The organism is Saccharopolyspora antiqui, assembly GCF_052246905.1.
Classification (GTDB): domain Bacteria; phylum Actinomycetota; class Actinomycetes; order Mycobacteriales; family Pseudonocardiaceae; genus Saccharopolyspora.
Map to the genome: position 1 here is coordinate 127,261 of NZ_JBQQBO010000007.1, position 20,467 is coordinate 147,727.

The 20,467-nt window shown below is 70.6% G+C and carries 19 protein-coding genes and 1 pseudogene; 12 read left to right on the forward strand and 8 right to left on the reverse strand.

What is annotated here, in order from left to right; genetic code table 11:
* Window positions 1-6: 6 nt before the first annotated feature.
* From pcaB to ACTWQN_RS14165, 8 genes and pseudogenes are all read left to right on the forward strand, one after another.
* Window positions 7-1,275, forward strand: a pseudogene (pcaB, locus tag ACTWQN_RS14130) (3-carboxy-cis,cis-muconate cycloisomerase); the annotation flags it as partial.
* Window positions 1,276-1,317: 42 nt separating this feature from the next.
* A complete protein-coding gene (pcaD, locus tag ACTWQN_RS14135) occupies window positions 1,318-2,079 on the forward strand; it encodes a 3-oxoadipate enol-lactonase (RefSeq protein ID WP_443204050.1) in 762 nt (253 codons plus the stop codon).
* Window positions 2,079-2,474 carry a 4-carboxymuconolactone decarboxylase gene (pcaC, locus tag ACTWQN_RS14140; RefSeq protein WP_443203903.1) on the forward strand — a complete coding sequence of 132 codons (396 nt, stop codon included), beginning with the start codon at window positions 2,079-2,081 and terminating at the stop codon, window positions 2,472-2,474. Before pcaD ends, pcaC begins: the two co-directional genes overlap by 1 nt.
* A gap of 20 nt (window positions 2,475-2,494) precedes the next feature.
* Window positions 2,495-3,307: an IclR family transcriptional regulator gene (locus ACTWQN_RS14145; protein ID WP_443203904.1), complete on the forward strand. Its 813-nt coding sequence runs from the start codon at window positions 2,495-2,497 to the stop codon at window positions 3,305-3,307.
* A gap of 134 nt (window positions 3,308-3,441) precedes the next feature.
* Window positions 3,442-4,176 carry a (Fe-S)-binding protein gene (locus ACTWQN_RS14150; protein WP_443203905.1) on the forward strand — a complete coding sequence of 245 codons (735 nt, stop codon included), beginning with the start codon at window positions 3,442-3,444 and terminating at the stop codon, window positions 4,174-4,176.
* 17 nt (window positions 4,177-4,193) lie between these two features.
* Window positions 4,194-5,618 (forward strand): LutB/LldF family L-lactate oxidation iron-sulfur protein, encoded by a 1,425-nt coding sequence (locus ACTWQN_RS14155; protein WP_443204051.1) that lies wholly within the window; start codon window positions 4,194-4,196, stop codon window positions 5,616-5,618.
* Entirely contained in the window at window positions 5,618-6,301 is a 684-nt protein-coding gene (locus ACTWQN_RS14160) for a LutC/YkgG family protein (RefSeq protein ID WP_443204052.1), read from the forward strand. The genes ACTWQN_RS14155 and ACTWQN_RS14160 overlap by 1 nt, the downstream gene beginning before the upstream one ends.
* 105 nt (window positions 6,302-6,406) lie before the next feature.
* Window positions 6,407-7,612 carry an acyl-CoA dehydrogenase family protein gene (locus tag ACTWQN_RS14165; RefSeq protein WP_443203906.1) on the forward strand — a complete coding sequence of 402 codons (1,206 nt, stop codon included), beginning with the start codon at window positions 6,407-6,409 and terminating at the stop codon, window positions 7,610-7,612.
* A 46-nt stretch (window positions 7,613-7,658) separates the two neighbouring features.
* On the opposite strand, the gene ACTWQN_RS14170 is transcribed toward ACTWQN_RS14165, so the two are convergent.
* Complete coding sequence (locus ACTWQN_RS14170; RefSeq protein ID WP_443203907.1) at window positions 7,659-8,699, reverse strand: DUF3616 domain-containing protein; 1,041 nt, start codon at window positions 8,697-8,699, stop codon at window positions 7,659-7,661.
* A gap of 129 nt (window positions 8,700-8,828) precedes the next feature.
* Here ACTWQN_RS14170 and ACTWQN_RS14175 point away from each other — a divergent pair, with 129 nt between their 5' ends.
* Entirely contained in the window at window positions 8,829-9,041 is a 213-nt protein-coding gene (locus ACTWQN_RS14175; RefSeq protein WP_443203908.1) for a DUF8847 domain-containing protein, read from the forward strand.
* Between the two features lie 42 nt (window positions 9,042-9,083).
* On the opposite strand, the gene ACTWQN_RS14180 is transcribed toward ACTWQN_RS14175, so the two are convergent.
* From ACTWQN_RS14180 to ACTWQN_RS14190, 3 genes are all read right to left on the reverse strand, one after another.
* On the reverse strand, window positions 9,084-9,656 hold the full coding sequence (locus ACTWQN_RS14180; RefSeq protein ID WP_443203909.1) for a GNAT family N-acetyltransferase: 573 nt from the start codon (window positions 9,654-9,656) through the stop codon (window positions 9,084-9,086).
* Window positions 9,646-11,076, reverse strand: coding sequence for an APC family permease (locus ACTWQN_RS14185; RefSeq protein ID WP_443204053.1), 1,431 nt, complete (start codon window positions 11,074-11,076; stop codon window positions 9,646-9,648). The genes ACTWQN_RS14180 and ACTWQN_RS14185 overlap by 11 nt, the downstream gene beginning before the upstream one ends.
* A gap of 72 nt (window positions 11,077-11,148) precedes the next feature.
* Window positions 11,149-11,847: a GPP34 family phosphoprotein gene (locus ACTWQN_RS14190; RefSeq protein WP_443203910.1), complete on the reverse strand. Its 699-nt coding sequence runs from the start codon at window positions 11,845-11,847 to the stop codon at window positions 11,149-11,151.
* Window positions 11,848-12,168: 321 nt separating this feature from the next.
* Between ACTWQN_RS14190 and ACTWQN_RS14195 the strand changes: the two genes are divergently transcribed.
* On the forward strand, window positions 12,169-14,046 hold the full coding sequence (locus tag ACTWQN_RS14195; protein WP_443203911.1) for an ABC transporter ATP-binding protein: 1,878 nt from the start codon (window positions 12,169-12,171) through the stop codon (window positions 14,044-14,046).
* Between the two features lie 26 nt (window positions 14,047-14,072).
* On the opposite strand, the gene ACTWQN_RS14200 is transcribed toward ACTWQN_RS14195, so the two are convergent.
* From ACTWQN_RS14200 to ACTWQN_RS14210, 3 genes are all read right to left on the reverse strand, one after another.
* Window positions 14,073-14,564, reverse strand: a complete 492-nt coding sequence (locus ACTWQN_RS14200) for a MarR family winged helix-turn-helix transcriptional regulator (RefSeq protein ID WP_443203912.1) — start codon at window positions 14,562-14,564, stop codon at window positions 14,073-14,075.
* 101 nt (window positions 14,565-14,665) lie between these two features.
* Window positions 14,666-15,496 (reverse strand): NAD(P)-dependent oxidoreductase, encoded by an 831-nt coding sequence (locus ACTWQN_RS14205; protein WP_443203913.1) that lies wholly within the window; start codon window positions 15,494-15,496, stop codon window positions 14,666-14,668.
* Window positions 15,493-16,830: an NsdA family TPR-like regulatory protein gene (locus tag ACTWQN_RS14210; protein WP_443203914.1), complete on the reverse strand. Its 1,338-nt coding sequence runs from the start codon at window positions 16,828-16,830 to the stop codon at window positions 15,493-15,495. Before ACTWQN_RS14210 ends, ACTWQN_RS14205 begins: the two co-directional genes overlap by 4 nt.
* Window positions 16,831-17,025: 195 nt before the next feature.
* On the opposite strand from ACTWQN_RS14210, the gene ACTWQN_RS14215 reads away from it, so the two are divergent.
* On the forward strand, window positions 17,026-18,120 hold the full coding sequence (locus ACTWQN_RS14215; RefSeq protein WP_443203915.1) for a glycosyltransferase family 9 protein: 1,095 nt from the start codon (window positions 17,026-17,028) through the stop codon (window positions 18,118-18,120).
* Window positions 18,121-18,198: 78 nt separating this feature from the next.
* On the opposite strand, the gene ACTWQN_RS14220 is transcribed toward ACTWQN_RS14215, so the two are convergent.
* The gene (locus ACTWQN_RS14220) at window positions 18,199-19,191 is read right to left on the reverse strand and encodes a PHP domain-containing protein (RefSeq protein ID WP_443203916.1); all 993 of its coding nucleotides are present in this window, start codon (window positions 19,189-19,191) and stop codon (window positions 18,199-18,201) included.
* 149 nt (window positions 19,192-19,340) lie between these two features.
* On the opposite strand from ACTWQN_RS14220, the gene ACTWQN_RS14225 reads away from it, so the two are divergent.
* The gene (locus tag ACTWQN_RS14225; protein WP_443203917.1) at window positions 19,341-20,411 is read left to right on the forward strand and encodes a tartrate dehydrogenase; all 1,071 of its coding nucleotides are present in this window, start codon (window positions 19,341-19,343) and stop codon (window positions 20,409-20,411) included.
* Window positions 20,412-20,467 lie beyond the last annotated feature (56 nt).

Here is a 20,467-nt window from a genome sequence, read left to right on the forward strand (position 1 = left end):
GGCCCGATGTTCAGCACGCCTGCGGCCACCGAGCGGACCAGCGCCGCGGCCTGGTTGCAGGCGATGCTGGACTTCGAGGCGGCATTGGCCGCCGCGCAGGCCAAGGCCGGGGTCGTTCCGGCCGCGGCCGCCGAGGAAATCGCCCGGCACTGCCGGGCGGAGTTGTTCGACGCCGACTCGATCGCCGAACGCGCGGTGTCGTCGGCGACCCCGGTGATCGCGCTGGTGCGCGAGTTGACCGCGCTGGTGGACGCCGATGCGAAACCGCACGTGCACCGCGGTGCGACCAGCCAGGACGTGATCGACACCGCGGCCATGCTGGTGGTGCGCGACGTGCTGGCCCTGATCATCGCGGAGCTGCGCACCGCGGCCGACGACTGCGCCCGACTGGCCGAGCAGCACCGGGACACGGTGATGATCGCCCGGACGCTGCTGCAACAGGCACTGCCCACGACGTTCGGAAACCGTTGCGCGGGCTGGTTGACCGCGCTCGACGAGGCCACCGCAGCGCTGCACCACCTCCGCGAGGCGCGGCTGGCGGTGCAGTTCGGCGGTCCTGCGGGCACGCTCGCCTCGCTGGGCGCCGAGGGCATCCGGGTGACCGAACTGCTCGCCGCCGAACTGGGATTGGCCGAGCCCGTGCTGCCCTGGCACACCGACCGCACCCGCATCGCCGAGTTGGCCGGTGCGCTGGGCACCGCCGCCGGGGTGCTGGGCAAGATGGCGCTGGACGTCAAGCTGCACGCGCAGACCGAGGTCGGCGAGCTCGCCGAAGGCAAGGCGGGCGGTTCATCTGCCTTGCCGCACAAGCAGAATCCGGCGGCGGCGGTGCTGATCGCCGCCGCCACCCACCGGGTGCCCGGCCTGGTGGCCACCCTGCTGTCGGCGATGCCGCAGGAGTACGAGCGAGCCGCTGGGGCCTGGCAGGCCGAGTGGGAACCGCTGACCGAACTGCTGCGCCTGGTCGCCGCGGCGGCCGCGGGAACCCGACAACTGCTGGCCGGACTGCGCGTGCACACCGAGCGGATGGCCGCCAACCTCGACCTCACCCGTGGACTGGTGATGGCCGAAAGCGCCGCGGGCCCGCTGATGAACGCCCTCGGCCGAACCGACGCGCAAGATCTCGTCTCCCGGCTGTGCCGCCGCGCGGCGCAGGAGGGCACGACGTTGCGCGCGGAGTTGCTGGCCGATCCTCAGGTGCGCGCGGTGCTTTCGGAAGCCGAGGTCATCGCGGCGACCGAGCCCGCCGACTACCTCGGCGCTGCCCCCGCCTTCATCGACCGCGCCCTGGCCGCACACGCCGAATTGGAGAATCCGGTGAACGTGAACTACGAGCTGACCGGGCCGGACGGTGCCCCGGTCGTGGTGCTGTCCAACTCGATCGGCACCGACCTGACGCTGTGGGACGAGCAGCTTCCCGCCCTGGCCCAGGAGTTCCAGGTGCTGCGCTACGACCAGCGCGGCCACGGCGGCACGGCGGGCAAGCCCGGCCCCTACACGCTCAAGCAGCTCGGCGGCGATGTGCTCGCGCTGCTGGACAAACTCGGCATCCGCAAGGCGCACTTCGCCGGGGTGTCGCTGGGCGGCATGACCGGCATGTGGCTGGCCGAGCACGCGCCGGAACGCATCGACCGGCTGGCGCTGATCTGCACCTCCGCCGAACTGGGCCCGCCGTCGAACTGGCGCGAGCGCGCCGCCTTGGTTCGGGACAAGGGCACCGAGGTGATGGTCGAGCCGTCGCTGCCGAGGTGGTTCACCGCCGAGCTGGCCGGGCGTGCGGACATCGTCGAGAAGTTCGGCGGCATGCTCGCCGCGGTCGACGACGAAGGTTACGCGGGTTGCTGCGAGGCGATCGCCACCATGGACCTGCTGCCCAGGCTCGCCGAGATCACCGCGCCGACGCTGGTCATCGCCGGTGCCGAGGACCCGGCCACGCCCCCGCCGCACGCCGAGCGGATCGCCGCCGCCGTCGCGGGCGCGCGCGTGGAGGTGCTGTCCCCGGCCGCGCACCTGGCCAACGCCGAACAACCCGAAGCGGTCAACCGGCTGCTGCTGGACCACTTCACGAGGAGCCTGTGATGCCCGACCGCCTCGACGACGCCACCCGGCACACCCAGGGCATGCAGGTGCGCCGACAGGTCCTCGGCGACGAGCACGTGGACCGCGCCAACGCCAAGATCACCCCGTTCACCGAGGGCTTCCAGGACTTCATCAGCCGCTACGCGTGGGGCGAGGTGTGGACCGGCGATGGCGTCGACCGGCAGACGCGCAGCATGCTGACGCTGGCGATCCTGGCGGCGCTGGGCTGCGAGGACGAGTTCGCGATGCACGTGAAGGCGGCCCGCCGCAACGGGGTGCCGCCGGAGCGGATCCGCGAGGTGCTGATGCACGTCGCGGTCTACGCCGGGGTGCCCCGGGCCAACAGCGCCTTCGCGATCGCCAATACGATCCTGAGCGAACAACGACCAGACTGAACCGGGCAGGAGACAACGCCATGGAGCCCGTGTCCGAGCCGAGCGGCGGTTATGTCCAGTCGCTGGCGCGCGGACTGATGGTGATCCGCGCGTTCAACGAGTCCAACCCGGAGATGACGCTATCCGAGGTCGCCCGCGCCACCGACCTGTCGCGGGCGGCGGCCCGCCGGTTCCTGCACACCCTGGTGCACCTCGGTTACGTGTGGACCGACGGCCGGGTGTTCGCGCTGACCCCGCGCGTGCTGGAGCTCGGTTTCGCCTACCTGTCCAGCGTTTCGCTGCCGGAGATCGCCCAGCCCTACCTGGAGCGGCTGGTGGCCGAGGTGCACGAGTCGGCGTCGGTGTCGGTGCTCGACGGCCCGGACATCGTCTACGTCGCGCGGGTGCCCACCTCGCGGATCATGACCGTGTCGATCAACATCGGCACCCGCTTCCCGGCTTACGCCACCTCGATGGGCCGGGTCCTGCTCGCGGACCTCTCGGACGCCGAGCTGGACGACTACTTCTCCCGGGTGGAACTGCAGCCGCTGGGCCCGCACACCATCACGACCCCGGCCGGTCTCAAGCGCGAACTCGCCCGCATCCGGGACCAGGGCTGGGCGCTGGTCGACCAGGAGCTGGAGGCGGGGCTGCGCTCGATCGCCGCCCCGATCCGGGACCGCTCGAACCGGGTGGTCGCCGCGGCCAACATCTCCTCGCACGCCTCCCGCACCAGCCCGGCAGACGCCCGCCACAACCTCCTCCCCCCGCTCCTGCAGACCGCGGCCAGGATCGGCGCGGACCTCCGAGTCGCCCCGAACTCGCGAACCTTGCGGGGTGAGGGGCACCCGTGACCGAGTAACTGGGTCACAGGTGCCCCTCACCCACCACCCGTCCGGGTGCGAGTTGGGAAACAATGGTCGGGCGGCGGTGGCCGCAGGTACCGGCGAGGATTTCGGTTGAGGCCGAACGGAGAGGTGATGCGGGCATGAGGGTGGCGTTGTTCGCGACCTGCCTCGGGGACACGCTGTTCCCGTCGGCACCACAGGCGACGGTGCAGGTCCTGGAGCGGCTCGGCTGCGAAGTCGAGTTCCCCCGCGCGCAGACCTGCTGCGGGCAGATGCACACCAACACCGGCTACCGCAAGCAGGCGCGGACCTCGCTGCGGACCTTCGTGGACGCCTTCGCCGACTACGACGCCGTCGTCGCCCCCTCCGGGTCGTGCGTCGCCTCGGTGCGCCACCAGCACGCGCTGGTCGCCGACGGCGACAAGCGGCTCAGCCGGGCCGCCGCGCAGATCGCACCGCTGGTCCACGAACTGTCGGAGTTCCTGGTCGACGTGCTCGGGGTTACCGATGTCGGCGCCTACTTCCCGCACCGGGTCACCTACCACCCGACCTGCCACTCCGCCCGACTGCTGCGGGTCGGCGACAAGCCGCTGCGGCTGCTGCGCGCGGTGCGCTCGCTGGACCTCGTCGAGCTGCCCGCGGCCGACCAGTGCTGCGGATTCGGCGGCACCTTCGCGCTGAAGAACCCGGACGTGTCGGTGGCGATGGGCGCGGACAAGGCGCGCCACGTCCGCGACACCGATGCGGAGGTGCTCTGCGCCGGGGACAGCTCGTGCCTGATGCACATCGGCGGCCTGCTTTCCCGGCAGCGGTCCGGGATCCGGGTGATGCACCTCGCCGAAATCCTCGCCGCCACGGAAGGAGCGGACAAGTGACCGGCACCTACCTGGGCATGCCCGCCTTCCCGGCCGCCGCGAAGCGCGAGCTGGCCAACTCCCAGCTGCGGCACAACCTGGCCAACGCGACCGCCACGATCCGGCACAAACGCGCCGCCGTCGTCGGCGAACTCGACGACTGGGCGCAGCTGCGCGAGGCCGGTGCCGCGATCAAGGCGCACACGCTGTCCAATCTGGACACCTACCTGGAGCAGTTCGAGGCCGCCGCCACCGCGGCCGGTGCGACGGTGCACTGGGCGCGGGATGCCGAGGAGGCCAACCGGATCGTCGTCGACCTGGTGCGGGCCACCGGCGAACGCGAAGTGGTCAAGGTCAAGTCGATGGCCACCCAGGAGATCGAGCTCAACGAGGCCCTCGAAGCAGCCGGGATCGACGCGTGGGAGACCGACCTGGCCGAGTTGATCGTCCAACTCGGACACGATTCGCCAAGCCACATCCTGGTGCCCGCGATCCACCGCAACCGCGCGGAGATCCGGGAGATCTTCCGGCGCGAGATGGGCAAGGTCGGCACGCCCGCGCCCGACGATCTCACCGATGAGCCCGCCCGGCTGGCCGAGGCCGCGCGGCGGCACCTGCGGGAGAAGTTCCTGCGCGCCAAGGTCGCCGTCTCCGGCGCGAACTTCGCGGTCGCCGAGACCGGCACCCTGCTGGTCGCCGAATCCGAGGGCAACGGCCGGATGTGCCTGACGCTGCCGGAAACGCTGATCAGCGTGGTCGGCATCGAGAAGCTGGTGCCGAGCTGGCAGGACCTGGAGGTCTTCCTGCAGCTGCTGCCGCGCTCCAGCACCGGTGAGCGGATGAACCCGTACAACTCCACCTGGACGGGAGTCGCCGACGGCGATGGCCCGCAGACCTGCCACGTGGTGCTGCTGGACAACGGCCGCACCAACGCGCTCGCCGACGAGATCGGGCGCCAGGCGCTGCGCTGCATCCGCTGTTCCGCCTGTCTGAACGTGTGCCCGGTGTACGAGCGCACCGGCGGCCACGCCTACGGCTCGGTGTACCCGGGACCGATCGGTGCGGTGCTGACCCCGCAGCTGCGCGGCACGACGTCCGAAGTGGACAAATCGCTGCCGTACGCGTCGTCGCTGTGCGGTGCCTGCTACGACGTGTGCCCGGTGGCGATCAACATCCCGGATCTGCTGGTACATCTGCGGACCCGCGTGGTCGAGGAGAACGGCTGGCGGTCCAAGCCGCTGGACGCGCTGATGGGCCTGGCGTCCTGGGTGTTCGGGGACGCGAAACGGCTGGCCGCCGCGCAGCGGGTGGCGGCGGCCAGCCGCCGGATCATCGGCCGCAAGGGCACCATCGGCCGACTGCCCCCGCCGCTGTCCCGCTGGACCGATGCGCGCGACGCACCCGCCCCGGCCGAGGAATCCTTCCGCGCCTGGTGGGAACGCACCCGAGGGGGTAATTCGTGATGGGCGAAGGGAATTCGGCGCGCGACGCGGTGCTGGGTCGGGTGCGATCGGCGCTGCGGCGGACCGAGCGGACGGCGGCGACGAGCATCCCGCGCGCCTATCGAACCGAACGTCCGGCCGCCGATCTGGTCGGCCTGTTCTGCGAGCAGGTCGCCGACTACCGGGCCACAGTGGACCGCGTCGCCCCCGCCGAGCTGCCCGCCGCGATCGTGGCCGCCGCACGCCGAGTCGGTGCTCGCCGAGTGCTCACCCCCGCTGGGGTACCACAGCCGTGGTGCGAGGCGTTGCGCGCGGAGTTCGAACAGGTTGACGGTGCGGACATCGACACGGCCGGGCTCGACCACATCGACGCGGTGATCACCACCGCCGCCGTGGGCATCGCCTCGACCGGCACCATCGTGCTCGACCACGGCCCCGGGCAAGGCCGCCGGGCCATGACGCTGGTGCCGGACGTGCACATCTGCGTCGTCGAGGAATCGCAGGTCGCCGACGACGTTCCGGCAGCGCTGCACCGCCTGGACCCCACGCGACCGACCACCTTCATCAGCGGACCGTCGGCCACCAGTGACATCGAACTCAACCGGGTCGAAGGCGTGCACGGTCCCCGCACGCTGCACGTCCTGGTCACCCCGGGTTCGGCCGGACCGGGCGATTTCGCGGGAGAGGCGCGTTCGCCTCGGTGAACGCGTTCCTCGGGAAATTGTGCTCGCCGCCGACCAGGTGACACGGCTAAGTTGCGGTCCGTGCACACTGATCACCGGGGTTCGGTGGATCTGGAGGAGTCGAGCATGGGGACCGACGGGGCGTTCGGGCCGGGGGACGATGTCGTTGCGCGCGCGGCGGCGTTGCGTCCGCTGTTGGAACGGCATCGCGCCGAAGGCGAGCAGGAACGTCGGCTCGCTGACGAGACGATCGCCGCGCTCGACGAGGCGGGGCTGTTCCGGGCGTGGGTGCCGCGCCGGTTCGGCGGCTCGGAGTACGACCTGCGCACCATCATGGACGCCACCGTCGAGATCACCAGGGGCGACGCGTCGGCGGGTTGGCTGGTGGTGATCCTCGGCTGCGGCGACTGGCTCACCGGGCTCTTCTCCGACCAGGCCCAGGAAGAGGTCTTCGGCACCAACCCGGATGCGAAGATCTGCCAGGTGCTCACGCCGAAGACCGCCGCCCGGCGCGTCGACGGCGGCTGGCAGGTCAGCGGCAGCTGGGCACCGGCCTCCGGTTGCCTGCACTCGGACTGGGCCATGCTCGGCATGTCGTTATCCGAGCACGACGATCCGGATGGCGGCGGCGACCCGGCAGGCGCCGCTTTCTGCCTGGTCCCGATGAGCGAGCTGCGCGTCAAGGACACCTGGTTCACCCTCGGGATGCGCGGCACCGGCAGCAACCTGCTGATCGGCGAGAACGTGTTCATCCCCGACCACCGCGTGCTGCACCGGGCCCCGGCTACGCAGGGCGTGTTCCCGCGCAAGCGGAACAACACCCCGCGCTACCGCAGCGCCCTGATCCCGACGATGTCGACCTTCCTGATCGCCCCGCTGCTCGGCATGGCCGAGGAAGCGCTCGACCACGTGGTGTCCCAGTCCGGCCAGCGCGGCATCGCCTTCACCAGCTACCAGTACCAGCGCGATGCCACCGCGTTCCAGCTGGCGGTGTCCGAAGCCTCGATGAAGATCGACGTTGCGCGGCTGATCGCACACCGGTCGGCGGCCGTGGTGGACGGCCATGCGCTGTCCGAGACGCATCCCGACTACGTCGAACGTGCTCGACTGCGGCAGCACTGCAGCTACGCGATCCAGCAGTGCCGCGAGGCCGTCGACATCCTCGTGTCCGTCTACGGCGCGAGCGCGATGTCGGAATCGGATCCGCTGCACGCGATTCTGCGCGACGTCCAGACGGCCAGTCGACACGCCATCGCGCACCCGGCCAGCAATGCGGAACTGTTCGGCCGCGCACTGCTCGGCATCGAACCCAACATCACCGAGATGATCTGAGTTCTAGTTCGCCGCCTCGCGCACCGCGAAGCAGCGGAGTCCGCGATCAGGCTTTGAGCTGCACCACGTCTGCGATCACCACGCCGGGCTCGGTGAGCCGTCGTCGCGCCGGGCTGTCGTAGACCACCAGGAGTTCCCCGGAGGGCAGCAGGGCGATGCCTTCGGCGTGGTCGTCGCCTTCGCCGTAGGGCAGGTCGAGTTCGCGGTGCAGCTCATCGCGGTGCACCACCTCCGGGGCCTCGATGCGGCCCGCGCCGGGCCAGCGGTAGATCCGCACCGGACCGTCCAGGTCCATCGACGGACCGGCCAGGATCAGCAGATCCTCGCCGTGTGCGCACAGATCGCGGATGCCCAGGCCGTCCAGGTCCAGGAAGTGCTTGACGTAGCGTTCGCCGTCGGCGAACTTGGTCAGCCGCAGCTCGTCGTCGTCCTCGCGAGGCGCCACCTGCAGCACGACCGCCCAGCCGCGCAGCACCGGCCCCCGCAAGCCGAGGAACACCCGTTCCGCACCGGGTTCGCCGTGCACGGCGATGCCCTCGATGTCCAAACCGTTGTCCTTGCCCGGAATCGCCAGGAAAGGACCCAGGTGCTCGTCGTCGTCGAGCAGGTCGACCAGACCGGGTCCGCCCAGCGCCGCGCTGCGCCCGCCTTCCGGCGTGGTGCCCGCCGGAACGTCGTCGGCCAGTGCGATGCGCGCCAGCACTCGACGACTCGGTTCGGCGCTGACCGAGGCCAACCGCTTGGCCGCCTTGGCGTCGGACTGCCCGTTCTTGATCTTCTTGCGCTTGCTGCTGTGCGAACCGACCACCCACAGATACGGTCCGTTGCGCGAAATGCCTTCGATGTCCACTTCTTCGTCGGCCTCACCGGGTAGCGGCACGACATCGGCCAAGGGGAAACTGACGTGTTCGCGATATTCGGTCGGCCGGTCGACGCTGTCGCAGGTCAGGCGTTCCACAGTGGCGGTTTCGTCACCGGCGATCCACAGGTGCGCACCGTCGGTGCGCACTGCGGAGAGGTTGACGTGCGTTTCGGCTGCCACCGCACCGGCTTCGAAGCACAACCGCACCGTGCGTTCGACGTTCATCCGTTGTTTCTACCAGTACCGTCCAACCTGGTCATCACGGCTGGCCACACGATCCAGTGACAGCTGGAACCGAGCCCACGGCGCCCCGGTCGAAGCGGTGTCGTTCTCGATCACGGAGGGGAGTTTCGCGTGGCAGACATCCGGGTTCGGCTGCGAGGTGGGCCGGAGGACGGCCACGAGGTGACAGTGGCCGCGGACGCGTCGGGCAAACCGATTCCGCGCATCACGCTGCCCGCCCGAACGCGGAACGCCCAAGCCGTACCGCCGCTGCTGATCTACGAGCGAGGCGCCAAACGATCCGACGGGACCTGGGAATTCGACTACGTCGGCGCGGAAACCTAGGCCCGCGACGCAAGCCTCGCCCGAAGTCACGTTGCCCCGAAGTCACGTTGCGTGCGGCTCGCGCCACATCGGGTAGAGGCCCGGGCCGTCGTGCGGGAGGACGATCGGGTCGCCGAAGTCCCGAAAGCCCAGGCGCAGGTAGAGGTTCCGGCTGCGTTCGCTGCTGGCCTCCAAGTAGCACGGCAGGCCGTCGATGTCCCACTCCCGCAACGCATCGCCCAGTTCGCGGCCGCCGATCCCGGTGCCCTGCACCGCGGGATCGACACCGATCAGCGCCAGGTACTGGTGGGGTTCTCGCGGATGTCGGTCGGTGCTGAGGTTGCCGAACGCGCGGAAGCGGTGCACCTGGGGCCCGGCCAGTTCGAGCAGGCGCTCGGTGGCGGCGTCGTCGAGCATGGCCGGGGGCCCGGTGCGCCCCGACAGCCAGACCTGCACCGCCAGATCGTCGGCACCGGCGATCACCCGACCCGCCGTCTCGGCGTGTGCCAGGACCATGCTGAACCATTCGCGGTACACGTGGTGGCGGTGCGCCCGTTCGGGCAGCAACCACTGGGCGAAGGCATCGTCGCGGAACGCCCGAAGCAGGGTGCGCAACCGGGTGTCCTCAGTGGACATCCGCGGGCTCCTGCTCGACCTGCACGGTGGCGGCGCGAGCTCCCATCCCGATCCGGGCGTAGGCCACCGGGCGGAACCGCTTCAGGGCCGCGCCCCAGATCGCGCCGAGCACCAGCACCACCAGGAACGCCAACGGCAGCGCCCAGGCCGCCGGGTCGCCCTCGGACACCCCGAGCACGGTGCCGAAGGACGACACCGTCAGGACCAGCACCACGCCCAGCACCAGCGCCGCCACCGCTGGTGCGACGGTGGTCCGCCACCGGCTGTGCCCGTGGTCGCGCTCCCGCACGAAGTAGCCGACGACCGCCAACGAGGTCAGCAGCACCAGGGTCAGAACGCCGAGCGCGCCCACCGATGCCCCCCAGAAGAACAGGTACGTGATCGGATCCAGACCGGTCACCGCCACCAGGACCACCACGACGACCGAGATGGCGGTGCTGGTCAACGATCCGGCCGCGGGTGCGGCGGTGCGCGGGCTGGTGGTCCCCCACCAGCGCAGGCCGACGCCTTCCCGTCCCAGTGCGAAGAAGTACCGGGCGCAGACGTGGTGGAACGACAGCGTCGCGGCGAACAGGCTCGTCACGTACAGCGCCGAGCCGACGGACACCAACACCCCCGGCAGCCGCTCGGCGGCGAGCACGAAGAGCAGTTCCGTGGAGTGCGTCTCGGCTTGCCCCACGATGTTGTCCGGTCCGGTGGCCACCGTCATGGCCCAGGTCGACAGCGAGTACAGCCCGCCGATGATGGCCAACGAGATGTAGGTCGCGTAGATCACCGTGCGCGGGTTCTTCGCCTCCTCGGCCAGCACCGTGGAGTTCTCGAACCCGATGAACCCGGTGAAGGCGATCACCAGGATCACCCCGGCCGCGCTGGTCATCAGCTGGGCGGGGTTGAGCGTGTCGAGCACCACGCCCGCATCCGAGGGCGCGGACACGAACGCCGCGTCGAAGACCAGGATGACGGCGACCTCGGCGAGCAGCAGCACGCCCAGCACCCGCCCGTTGACGTCGATGCGCAGCACGCCCATCGCCGCGATCACCGCCAACCCGACTCCAGCGAGCAGCCACCACGGCATCGACACGCCGCTGAGCTGTCGGATGAAGTCGGCCGCGCCGACACCGAAACCACCGACCAGGCTGACCAGGATGAGCAGGTAGGACACCAGCGCCACACCACCGGCGGCGGTCCCGGCGACCCGGCCCAGCCCCTTGGCGATGTAGGCGTAGAACGCCCCGGCGTTCTCGACGTGCTGGGACATCGTGACGTAGCCGATCGCGAACAGCCCGAGGACCAGCGCGATCGCCAGGTAGCCCAGCGGAATCCCGGTCACCCCGGACACCGCGAACCCGCTGACCGCACCACCGCCCACCACCGTTTCCGGGGCTGCGGCGGCGACGGTGAAGAACACGATCGTTGTCACGCCCAAGCGAGCACGGGCTAAGGCGGCGGACACTTTGGACGGTGGCAACGGCGCGCTCCTTGTCGAATCGGTTCAGTGCCTCGGTGTGATCGCAGACTGCCCGCGGGCCGCGGCCACCTCGCTGACCAACGTCCGCAGCGGACCGGGGATGCGCGGCTCCCAGGACTCCATCCGGTACTCGCCTTGCCGCGCGACGTGCTTGGGCAGCCGCACTTGGCGCAGCACGCCGGTTTCGCGCGCCAGCAGCGCGAAGGTGATCTCGACCAGCCGCGCCGGGTCGCTGATCATGCCGCTGCCGGTGGCCGTTTCGGCGTTGGTGAAAAGCACTTCCAAGTTGGCTTCCGAGTTGCTCACCGCGGTGTCGGCGAACCGCCACGCCGCGGCCGTACCGCCGCGCCAGCCCGCCGACACCGGGACTTCCCGCAGCACGTCGGTGATGGTCAGCCGGGCGCGCACCTTCTCGGTCGCCGTCTGTCCCAGGAACTCCAACCAGGTCCGCAGGTCGTGCCCGGATTCCAGGCGGATCTCCCGGAGGATCGCCCAGGACAGGAAGTCCGGACAGCGGCCCTTGCCCGCGGGCCGGACGCTGGGGGTCACCGCGATCTCCTCTTCCAGGATCAGTTCCGCCAGCAGACCCCCGGCGCAGCCCAACGCCACCAGCGCGCTGTCCACTCGGGTGGCGAGGCGCTGCTCGCCGGTGTGCGCGGTGAGGAAGAACCGATCCGCCACGCGCAGCGGGATGCGCGCGGGCTCCTGCCCGGAAAACGTCAACGGCCACCCCCGGCCGAAGTGCGGATCAACACCGCGATCGCTCCCGTCCGCCGCAGCACCGTGCCTGCCAAGTCGGTCCCCGAGTTCGGACCGTGCCCGAAACAGCGCACAGAGTAACGCACCGGCGGCCGGGTTCAAGATCGCCCGCGGCGGCAGCACCGATCGGAAACGGCGCCGTGGCTAAATCGTTGCAGTGCCCGGTGGCCAGCGCCTGCGGCGGGCCGCGGAATCAGCACCCGCCCGGCGGCGTTGACTTCCACCTAACACGAAGTTCGACGATGGACCCGACACTCCACCACGTGCTCTGAGGGGACTGCGAACATGACGATGAGCTGGGAGACGATGCGCTCCTTCGCCAGTGACAAGTCGGTGACCCGGCAACGCCTCTCCCCCGGGCTGGCCCGGCGGATCCTGCGCTACGCCCGGCCCTACACCCGCGACATCGTCCCCTTCCTGGTGCTGGTGGCCGCCGCGGCGGTGCTCGGCATCATCAACCCGCTGCTGTTCAAGGCGATCATCGACGACGGCATCGTGCCGCGGAACATGTCGGTGGTGGTCTGGCTGGCGGTCGCGGTGGCCGGTGTCGCGCTGCTCGAAGCGGCGCTGTCGTTGGTGCAGCGCTGGTATTCCGCCCGGCTCGGCGAAGGGCTGATCTACGACCTGCGCTCGGAGGTCTTCGACCACGTGCAGCGGATGCCGGTGGCGTTCTTCATGCGCGCGCAGACCGGTGCGCTGGTCAGCAGGCTCAACAACGACGTCATCGGCGCGCAGCGGGCGTTGACCAGCACGCTGTCCTCGGTGTTGTCCAACGTGCTGAGCCTGGTGCTGGTGCTGGCGACCATGCTCACCCTGTCCTGGCAGATCACCCTGATCGCGCTGGCGCTGCTACCGCTGTTCCTGTTGCCGGTGCGCTGGATCGGGCGGCGGCTGCAGCGGGTCACCCGCGAGCAGATGCGGGTGGACGCCGAGATGAGTTCGCTGATGACCGAGCGCTTCGGCGTCGCGGGGGCGATGCTGGCGAAGCTCTACGGCCGCGCCGAGGACGAGTCCGAACGGTTCGCCCGCCGCGCCGAGCGGGTGCGCGACATGGGCGTGGTGTCGGCGATGTACAGCAGGGTGTTCTTCGTCGCCCTGACCCTGTTGGCGGCGCTGGCCACCGCCGTGGTGTACGGGCTCGGCGGCGGGCTGGTGCTGGCCGGGGCCTTCCAGCTCGGCACCCTGGTGGCGTTGGCGACGCTGCTCAGCCGCCTGTACGGGCCGCTGACCGCACTGTCCAATGTGCACGTCGACGTGATGACCGCGCTGGTCAGCTTCGACCGGGTCTTCGAGGTGCTGGACCTGCGGCCGATGATCCAGGAGAAGCCGGGCGCCGAGCCGCTGCCCGCCGGGGCGGCCGACGTCGAGTTCGACGCGGTGTCCTTCCGCTACCCGGCGTCCAGCGAGGTCTCGCTGGCGTCGCTGGAATCGGTGGCCCGGCAGGACAACGCGCCCGCGCACGACGTGCTGCACGACATCTCCTTCCGCGTCTCGCCGGGCCAGACGATCGCGCTGGTCGGGCACTCCGGTGCGGGCAAGACGACCATCACGAACCTCGCCGGGCGGCTCTACGACGTCGAGTCCGGTGCGGTGCGCATCGGCGGCACGGACGTCCGCGACGTGTCGCTGGCTTCGCTGTACGCGACGGTCGGGGTGGTCACCCAGGACCCGCACCTGTTCCACGACACGATCCGCGCGAACCTCACCTTCGCCCGGCCGGACGCCACCGACGAGGAACTGACCGCCGCCCTGCGCACCGCGCAGCTCGGACATCTGGTGGCCGACCTGCCGGATGGGCTGGACACCGTGGTCGGCGACCGCGGCTACCGGCTCTCCGGTGGGGAGAAGCAGCGGCTGGCGATCGCACGGCTGCTGCTGAAGGCGCCGCCGATCGTCGTGCTGGACGAGGCGACCGCGCACCTGGACTCGGAGTCGGAGGCGGCCGTGCAGGAGGCGCTGAAGACGGCGCTGTCGGGACGCACCGCGCTGGTCATCGCGCACCGGCTGTCCACCATCCGCGAGGCGGACCGCATCCTGGTCATCTCGGCGGGACGCATCGCCGAGGAAGGCACGCACCGCGAGCTGCTGGCCCGGGGCGGCCGCTACGCCGAGCTGTACCGCACCCAGTTCGCGCAGCAGGACGACACCGAAGAAGCCGCGTAACGGGGCGCGGGCCTAGACCGCGGCACTCAGTCCCGCGTCGGCGGGGCGGTGGTGAGGGTTCCCGCCGGGTCCAGGTGCGCCAGCATGGCGGCGCAGAGTTCGTCGAGCTGGTGCACCTGGGCTTGCGAGAGCCCGTCGAAGATCAGCGAACGCACCTTGTTCACGTGTCCCGGCGCCGAGGCGACGAGCTTGTCGTAACCGGCGTCGGTGAGTTCCGCGACGTTGCCGCGGCCATCGCCGCACGCGCGGTGCCGCCGCACCCAGCCGCGTTGTTCCAGGCGGGCGACCACGTGCGAGATCCGGGACGGCGAGGCGTTGGACCGGGCCGCGAGATCACTCATCCGCAGGGCGCGCTCCGGGTGTTCGGACAACATCGCCAGCACCCAGTAGCCGAAGTGGGTCAACCCCGCGTCCCGTTGCAGCTGCGTGTCCAGGGCGGCCGGGACGACGGTCAGCAGTGCGGCGAACTTCCGCCAGGCGCACTGCTGCTCGTCGGTCAACCATCGCGGTTCGGTCACCCGATCAGCATACGCGGTAGTTACTTGAAGGCTCACATATCTGTTTCGCGGTCACCCCAACGTGCGCACCGGCACGGTCGGGCGGCACGCCCGCGGCCTGATCAGCGGCGGAGATCCTTCAGCACGGTGGCCGCGGAGACGTCGTAGACGCCACGACGCGCGTCCCAGCGGGAGAGCACGGTCGCGGCCGCTTCGGCCAGATCCGGCGGCAGGCCCGCATCGCGCAGCGTCTGCGCGATCTCCCGCATCTCCGGTCCCCACCGCCACGCGCGGGCCGCGACGCTGGGCAGGTAGTCGCGTTGCGCCAGGATCCGCCCCGGCATCCGGTCGGCCTCCGCCAACAGCGCCTCGGTGACGCCGTGCGCATCGGCCAGCGAATGCGCGACGGCGGCCAGCACCCGCGCCGCCTTCTGGTAGGAGGCGAAGGCCATCTTCAGCGCACTGGCCTGCCCGTGCTCGGCGCCGAGCCGGACCGGTTCGACGCGGGTACCGGCGACCAGTTCGGCGACCAGGTCCAGGTGCGGCGCCGGGCCGGACAGGTGCAACCGGGTTGCGGTGCGGTGCCCGCTGGGCGGCGGCCCGATGATCGAGCCGTCCACCACCGGCGTCGGATCCAGCCGCGCGACGATCCGGTGCAGGGTGGCGGGATTGACCGCGTTGGCATCCACGAAGACGCCGCCGAAACCGAGCGCGGCGACGCGTTGGGCGAGTTCTTCGGCTGCCGCTGGCGGGCAGATCGACAGCACCACCTCCGAGCGGTCGAGCAGCACGCGCAGCTCGTCGACCGGCGCCAGCCCGGCCGCCTCGGCGCGCAGCCGGGTGGCCTGGCTGCGCCCTGCGGTGCACCACAGCACCTGGTGGCCGTTGCGGCGGATCTCGGCGCCGACGGCGGCGCCCATCCGGCCGGGGTGCAGCAGGCCCACCGTCCTCATCGGACGCCCTCGGGCAACGCGGGCGCGGCCGGTGCCGCGCAGAAGGCGCCGATCTGATCTCGCAGGTCAGCGGCCAGCGCCGTGGTCTGCAACCGCGGCCGCTGCAGGGCGTTGTTCAGTTGGCGCAGCCGCCGGACGACGCTGTCGGTGCGGCGGCGGCTCGCCACCGACAGCACCTCACCGACCTCCTCGGCGGCTCCCTCCAGGTTCTCCTGCCCGAGCCGGGCGACCGCGACGTCCAGCCGGGCCAGGCAGAGCTCGCCGAGCCGCCGCTGCTCCGGCGGATCCTGCCGGTACAGCTCGACCGCCTCGCTCGCGGAACGCTCGGCGCGCGCCAGGTTCGCCGGATCGCCCAACCACAGCCGGGCGGTGGCGCCGTACCAGATTTGCTTGGCGGCCGGGAATTCCATCAGGCCACCGGGCAGATCCACCCCGGTGACCTCCTCGCGCGCCCGCGCCACGCGGCCGAGCGCCTCCTCGCTGGCCCGCGCGTCCCGCAGCCGCGCGTGCGCGCGGGCCTCGATCGCCGCCAGCCGCACCCTCGCGGTGCCCGATTCCGGCACGTAACGCCAACCGTCCGCGGCCAGCTCGACGGCGTCCCGGCAGCGATCTTCCCAGTAGGCGATCACGCTCTGGGTGCCGCGGATCCACGAGCGCAGCGCGTCGTTGCCCGCCAACTCGGCGCACAGGAACGCGGTGCGGGCCTGCGTTTCCGCGGCGGCCAGCTGACCGAGGTCGAAGGAGGCGTTGGCCAGCGCCCCGCACACCACGCCGGTGATGAGGTACAGCTCGCGGGACTGCGCCGGGGGCTGCCGCCCCTCCAGCGCGTCGAAGGCACGGTCGCGCAGTTCCCGCAGCTCCACGAACAGCGGGAACACCGGGCGGTTGGGGTAGGTGGTGACGATCCGGACCACGTCCGCGCGGAACTGCTCCAGCGTGTGCGGTCCGACGTTGCTCTGCTCTGCGAAATGCCCGAACCTGGCGGATTCCGCCGCTGCCATGGCAACCTCGCTCTCGATCGAAGTGTCCACGTCGTCTTGCCGGTCTGGGCCGCCGACCTGCCGCCGGACCGGCGCGTCGCGGTGCGGTGGCCCGAACAGCTCTTCGGCGGTCTCGCCGAGCATGTGCTCCAGCACTCGGCAGGTCGCCGGATGCGGTAACCCGCCGATCTGCCCGGACATCCAGCGGCTCACCTGGCGCGCCGAAACCACCGTGGATTCGCCCAAATCCCGGGACGCACGCCGGAAGTCGTCGCAGAACTCCCGGAGGGTCCGCCGCGACTGCCGGATCACCTGCTCCAACCGGGTCCGGGCCACGGACTGCGCGCCGACCACGTTCTGCCCCCTTCACCAGGGCGTCCATCAGCTTCGGTCGTCGGCAACTATAAGAAGGTAACAGGCATATTCCGCAGGGATGTCTGAAAAATGTCGGACAAACGCGACCAGATGTCACCTCCATGTCGCAGCTCGGCGCAGCACACTGCGTAATCAGGTCGAATCCGATCGTCGAAGGCGCAAGTGGAGGTGGTGGTGTCAGTGACAGTCCAGCAGGACCTGATCCAATGGCACGTGGAAGACGTCCGGTGCCATCCGGGCGGGCGGATGCTCGTCCCGATCGAGCAGGCCCCGTTCGGACGCGTCCTGCCCTATCGGCGATCCGCCGGGGAGGGACCGCCGCCCGGTTGCGCGTCGCTGGTGCGGAATCGGGGCTGGATCGCCGATCTCGGGCAGCGCGGGTTGAGCGAACTGCTGCTCGGCCTCTCGGCGATGACCGCGCTGCGGGAGACCACGCCGAACGCACCACTGCACTACAGCGGACCGGAAGCGCAGTTGATGCAACGATGTTCGGTACCGGTCGAGTCGAGCACGCAGACCTGGGGACCACATGTGATTCGCACGTCGACACGTTCTCCGGTTCGGTTCAGAATCGATCCAGAAGAGCCACCGGCCTGGCTGGACCGGGTCGAGGAACACCTCGTCGACGTGCACGCCTCGTTGCCGATGCGGCACTACCTGGCCCTGGAGCAGAGCCTCGGCGTGCGGCTGGCGGCCGATGCCGCGCCGGTGCCCCGGTTCCCCTCGCAGCAGCTGGCCCAGCCCGGGCACGTGGTGCTGGTGACCGTGCCCGGCTGGCCCCGGCACCTGGATTTCCAGCTGACCGAATTCGCCGCGGTGGCCACCGAACTCGCCGCTCGCGGCGGGGCGCCCTGGCGGTTCACCGTCATCGCCGCGCGCAACGCCGCGCTGCCGACGATGTTCGACGGGCTGCCGGTCGAGGTCTGGCACGAGCCGGGCGCGGCGAACTGCATCGACCTGTTCGCCTCGGCGGAACTGGTGCTCGGCACCGACACCGGGCTGACCCAGCTCGCCGCGCTCACCAGCCGGGCCGACGGGAGCGGTCCGCAGGTGATCGGGCTGTACTCCCGGCACGCCCACACGAAGTGGATCACCGGCCTGCCGCACCACCACGCGGTCGCCACCCGCTTCGCGCAGATGCTCGCGCTGGCCGACCGCAACGCGGAGCCCGCCGAGCTGACCAACGCCACCTGGGGCACCGCAGCGGACATGAAGGGCGTCCCAGCCACCCTGGTAGCCGAATTCGCCGCCGCCCAATCATTCGGGTAATGAGTGAAGGGCACCTTCGACCGACATAGCCGGTCAAAGGTGCCCTTCACTCCGACCTCACCGGGTGAGCCCGGCGGCTCAGGGGTGGGGGTTCAGGAGGGTTTCGGCGGTGCTGGTGTTGAGGACTTGGTTGGCGGGTAGCTCGCACTCTTCGGCGCGGGCGCATCCGTAGGACAGCCAATCGAGTTGGCCGGGTGCGTGCGCATCGGAATCGATGCTGAACAGGCAGCCGGTGTCGCGGGCGAGCCGGATCAGCTCGCGCGGCGGATCCAGCCGGTCCGGCCGCGAGTTGATCTCGACCGCGACGCCGTTGTCCCGGCAGGCCTCGAACACCGCCACCGCGTCGAAGGTCGACTGCGGGCGCTTCTTCTCCCCGATCAGGCGGCCGGTGCAGTGGCCGAGCACGTCGACGTGCGGATTGGCCACCGCAGCCCGCATCCGCCGGGTCATGGCCGGTGCCGCCATCCGCAGCTCGGAATGGACGCTGGCGACCACCAGGTCCAGCTCGGCCAGCAGGTCCTCGTCCTGGTCCAGCGAACCGTCCGGCATGATGTCGACCTCGATGCCGGTGAGGATCCGAAACGGTGCCAGCCGCCGGTTGAGTTCGGCCACGACGCCCAGCTGCTGGCGCAGTCGATCGGCCGACAGCCCGCGAGCCACGGTCAGCCGAGGCGAGTGGTCGGTGAGCACCATCCACTCGTGCCCCAGTTCCCGGGCGGTGTTGGCCATCTCGGCGATCGGGCTGCCACCGTCGGACCAGTCGGAATGGGTGTGGCAGTCGCCGCGCAGCGCCGCGCGCAGCTCCCGCCCGTGCTCCGGAACGTCCACTTCGGACCGCAGGCGCGCCAGGTACTCCGGGATCTCACCGCGGTGGGCCGCCTCGATGACGGCGGCGGTGGTCTTGCCGATGCCCTCCAACGCGGTCAACCGACCGGACGCCACCCGATCGTCGAGATCCGGGAGGTCGTCGACCACCGCGGCGGCGCGGCGGAACGCCCGCACCCGGTAGGTCGGCGCGCCGGCGCGCTCCAGCCAGAACGCGATTTCGCGCAGTGCCCGTGCCGCATCCACGCCGTCCTTCGTAGCCGCTGCCAGCCGGGAGCGCCACCGGCGGGCTTGGCCACAAGGGGTTGGCGGGAGGTGGCGCGCAGCGTTAGATGGCCGTCGGGAACGTTCCGATGGGCTTCGGTGGCCCGCTGTCTGGATGAGTGAGGTGAACAGTGCTGCAGTACGAACTGGCGGTGCTGCCCGGCGACGGGATCGGCAACGAGGTCATGCCGGAAGCACTGCGCGTGCTTGAGGTGATCAGCGCGAAGTACGGCGTGCGGTTCACCTACCGGCATTTCGACTGGAGTTGCCAGACCTACCAGAGCACCGGGCAGATGATGCCCGATGACGGCCTGGACCGGTTGCGCGACCACGACGCGATCCTGCTCGGTGCGGTCGGCTGGCCCGGCGTGCCCGACCACCTGTCGCTGTGGGGCCTGCTGCTGCCGATCCGGCGCGCGTTCGACCAGTACGTCAACCTGCGGCCGGTGCGGCTGCTGCCCGGGGTGACGCCGCCGGTGCGCGACAAGCAGCCTGGCGACATCGACTTCTGGGTGGTCCGGGAGAACACCGAGGGCGAGTACTCGCGGCTGGGCGGTCGGCAGTTCGAGGACACCCCGAACGAGCTGGTGCTGCAGACCGCCGCGTTCACCCGGCGCGGCACCGACCGCATCATGCGCTACGCCTTCGAACTGGCCCGTAAGCTCGACAAACCGCACGTCACCTCGGCGACCAAGTCCAACGGCATCTTCTACTCGATGCCGTACTGGGACGAGCGGTTCGCGGCCATCTCGGCCGAGTACCCGGACGTCACCGTCGACCAGGACCACATCGACATCCTGTGCGCCCGGTTCGTGATGACGCCGGAGCGCTTCGACGTGGTGGTCGCCAGCAACCTCTTCGGCGACATCCTCTCCGACCTGGGCCCCGGCGTGACCGGCACGATCGGGGTGGCGCCGTCGGGCAACATCAACCCGGAGCGCAACTACCCGTCGACGTTCGAGCCGGTGCACGGTTCCGCGCCGGACATCGCCGGGCGCGGCATCGCCAACCCGATCGGCCAGATCTGGTCGGCGGCGATGATGCTGGACCACATCGGCCTGCCGGAGGCCGGGGCGGACGTGGTCCGCGCCATCGAGAAGGTCCTCGCCGACACCACCACCCCGCGCACCCCGGACCTGGGCGGCAAAGCCACCACCGAAGACCTCGGCAAAGCAGTCGCCGCCGCAGTCCAAACCACCTGACCACCACACCGCCGAGCGCCAGATCGCCAAGACCGAGGTGAAGGGCACCTTTGACC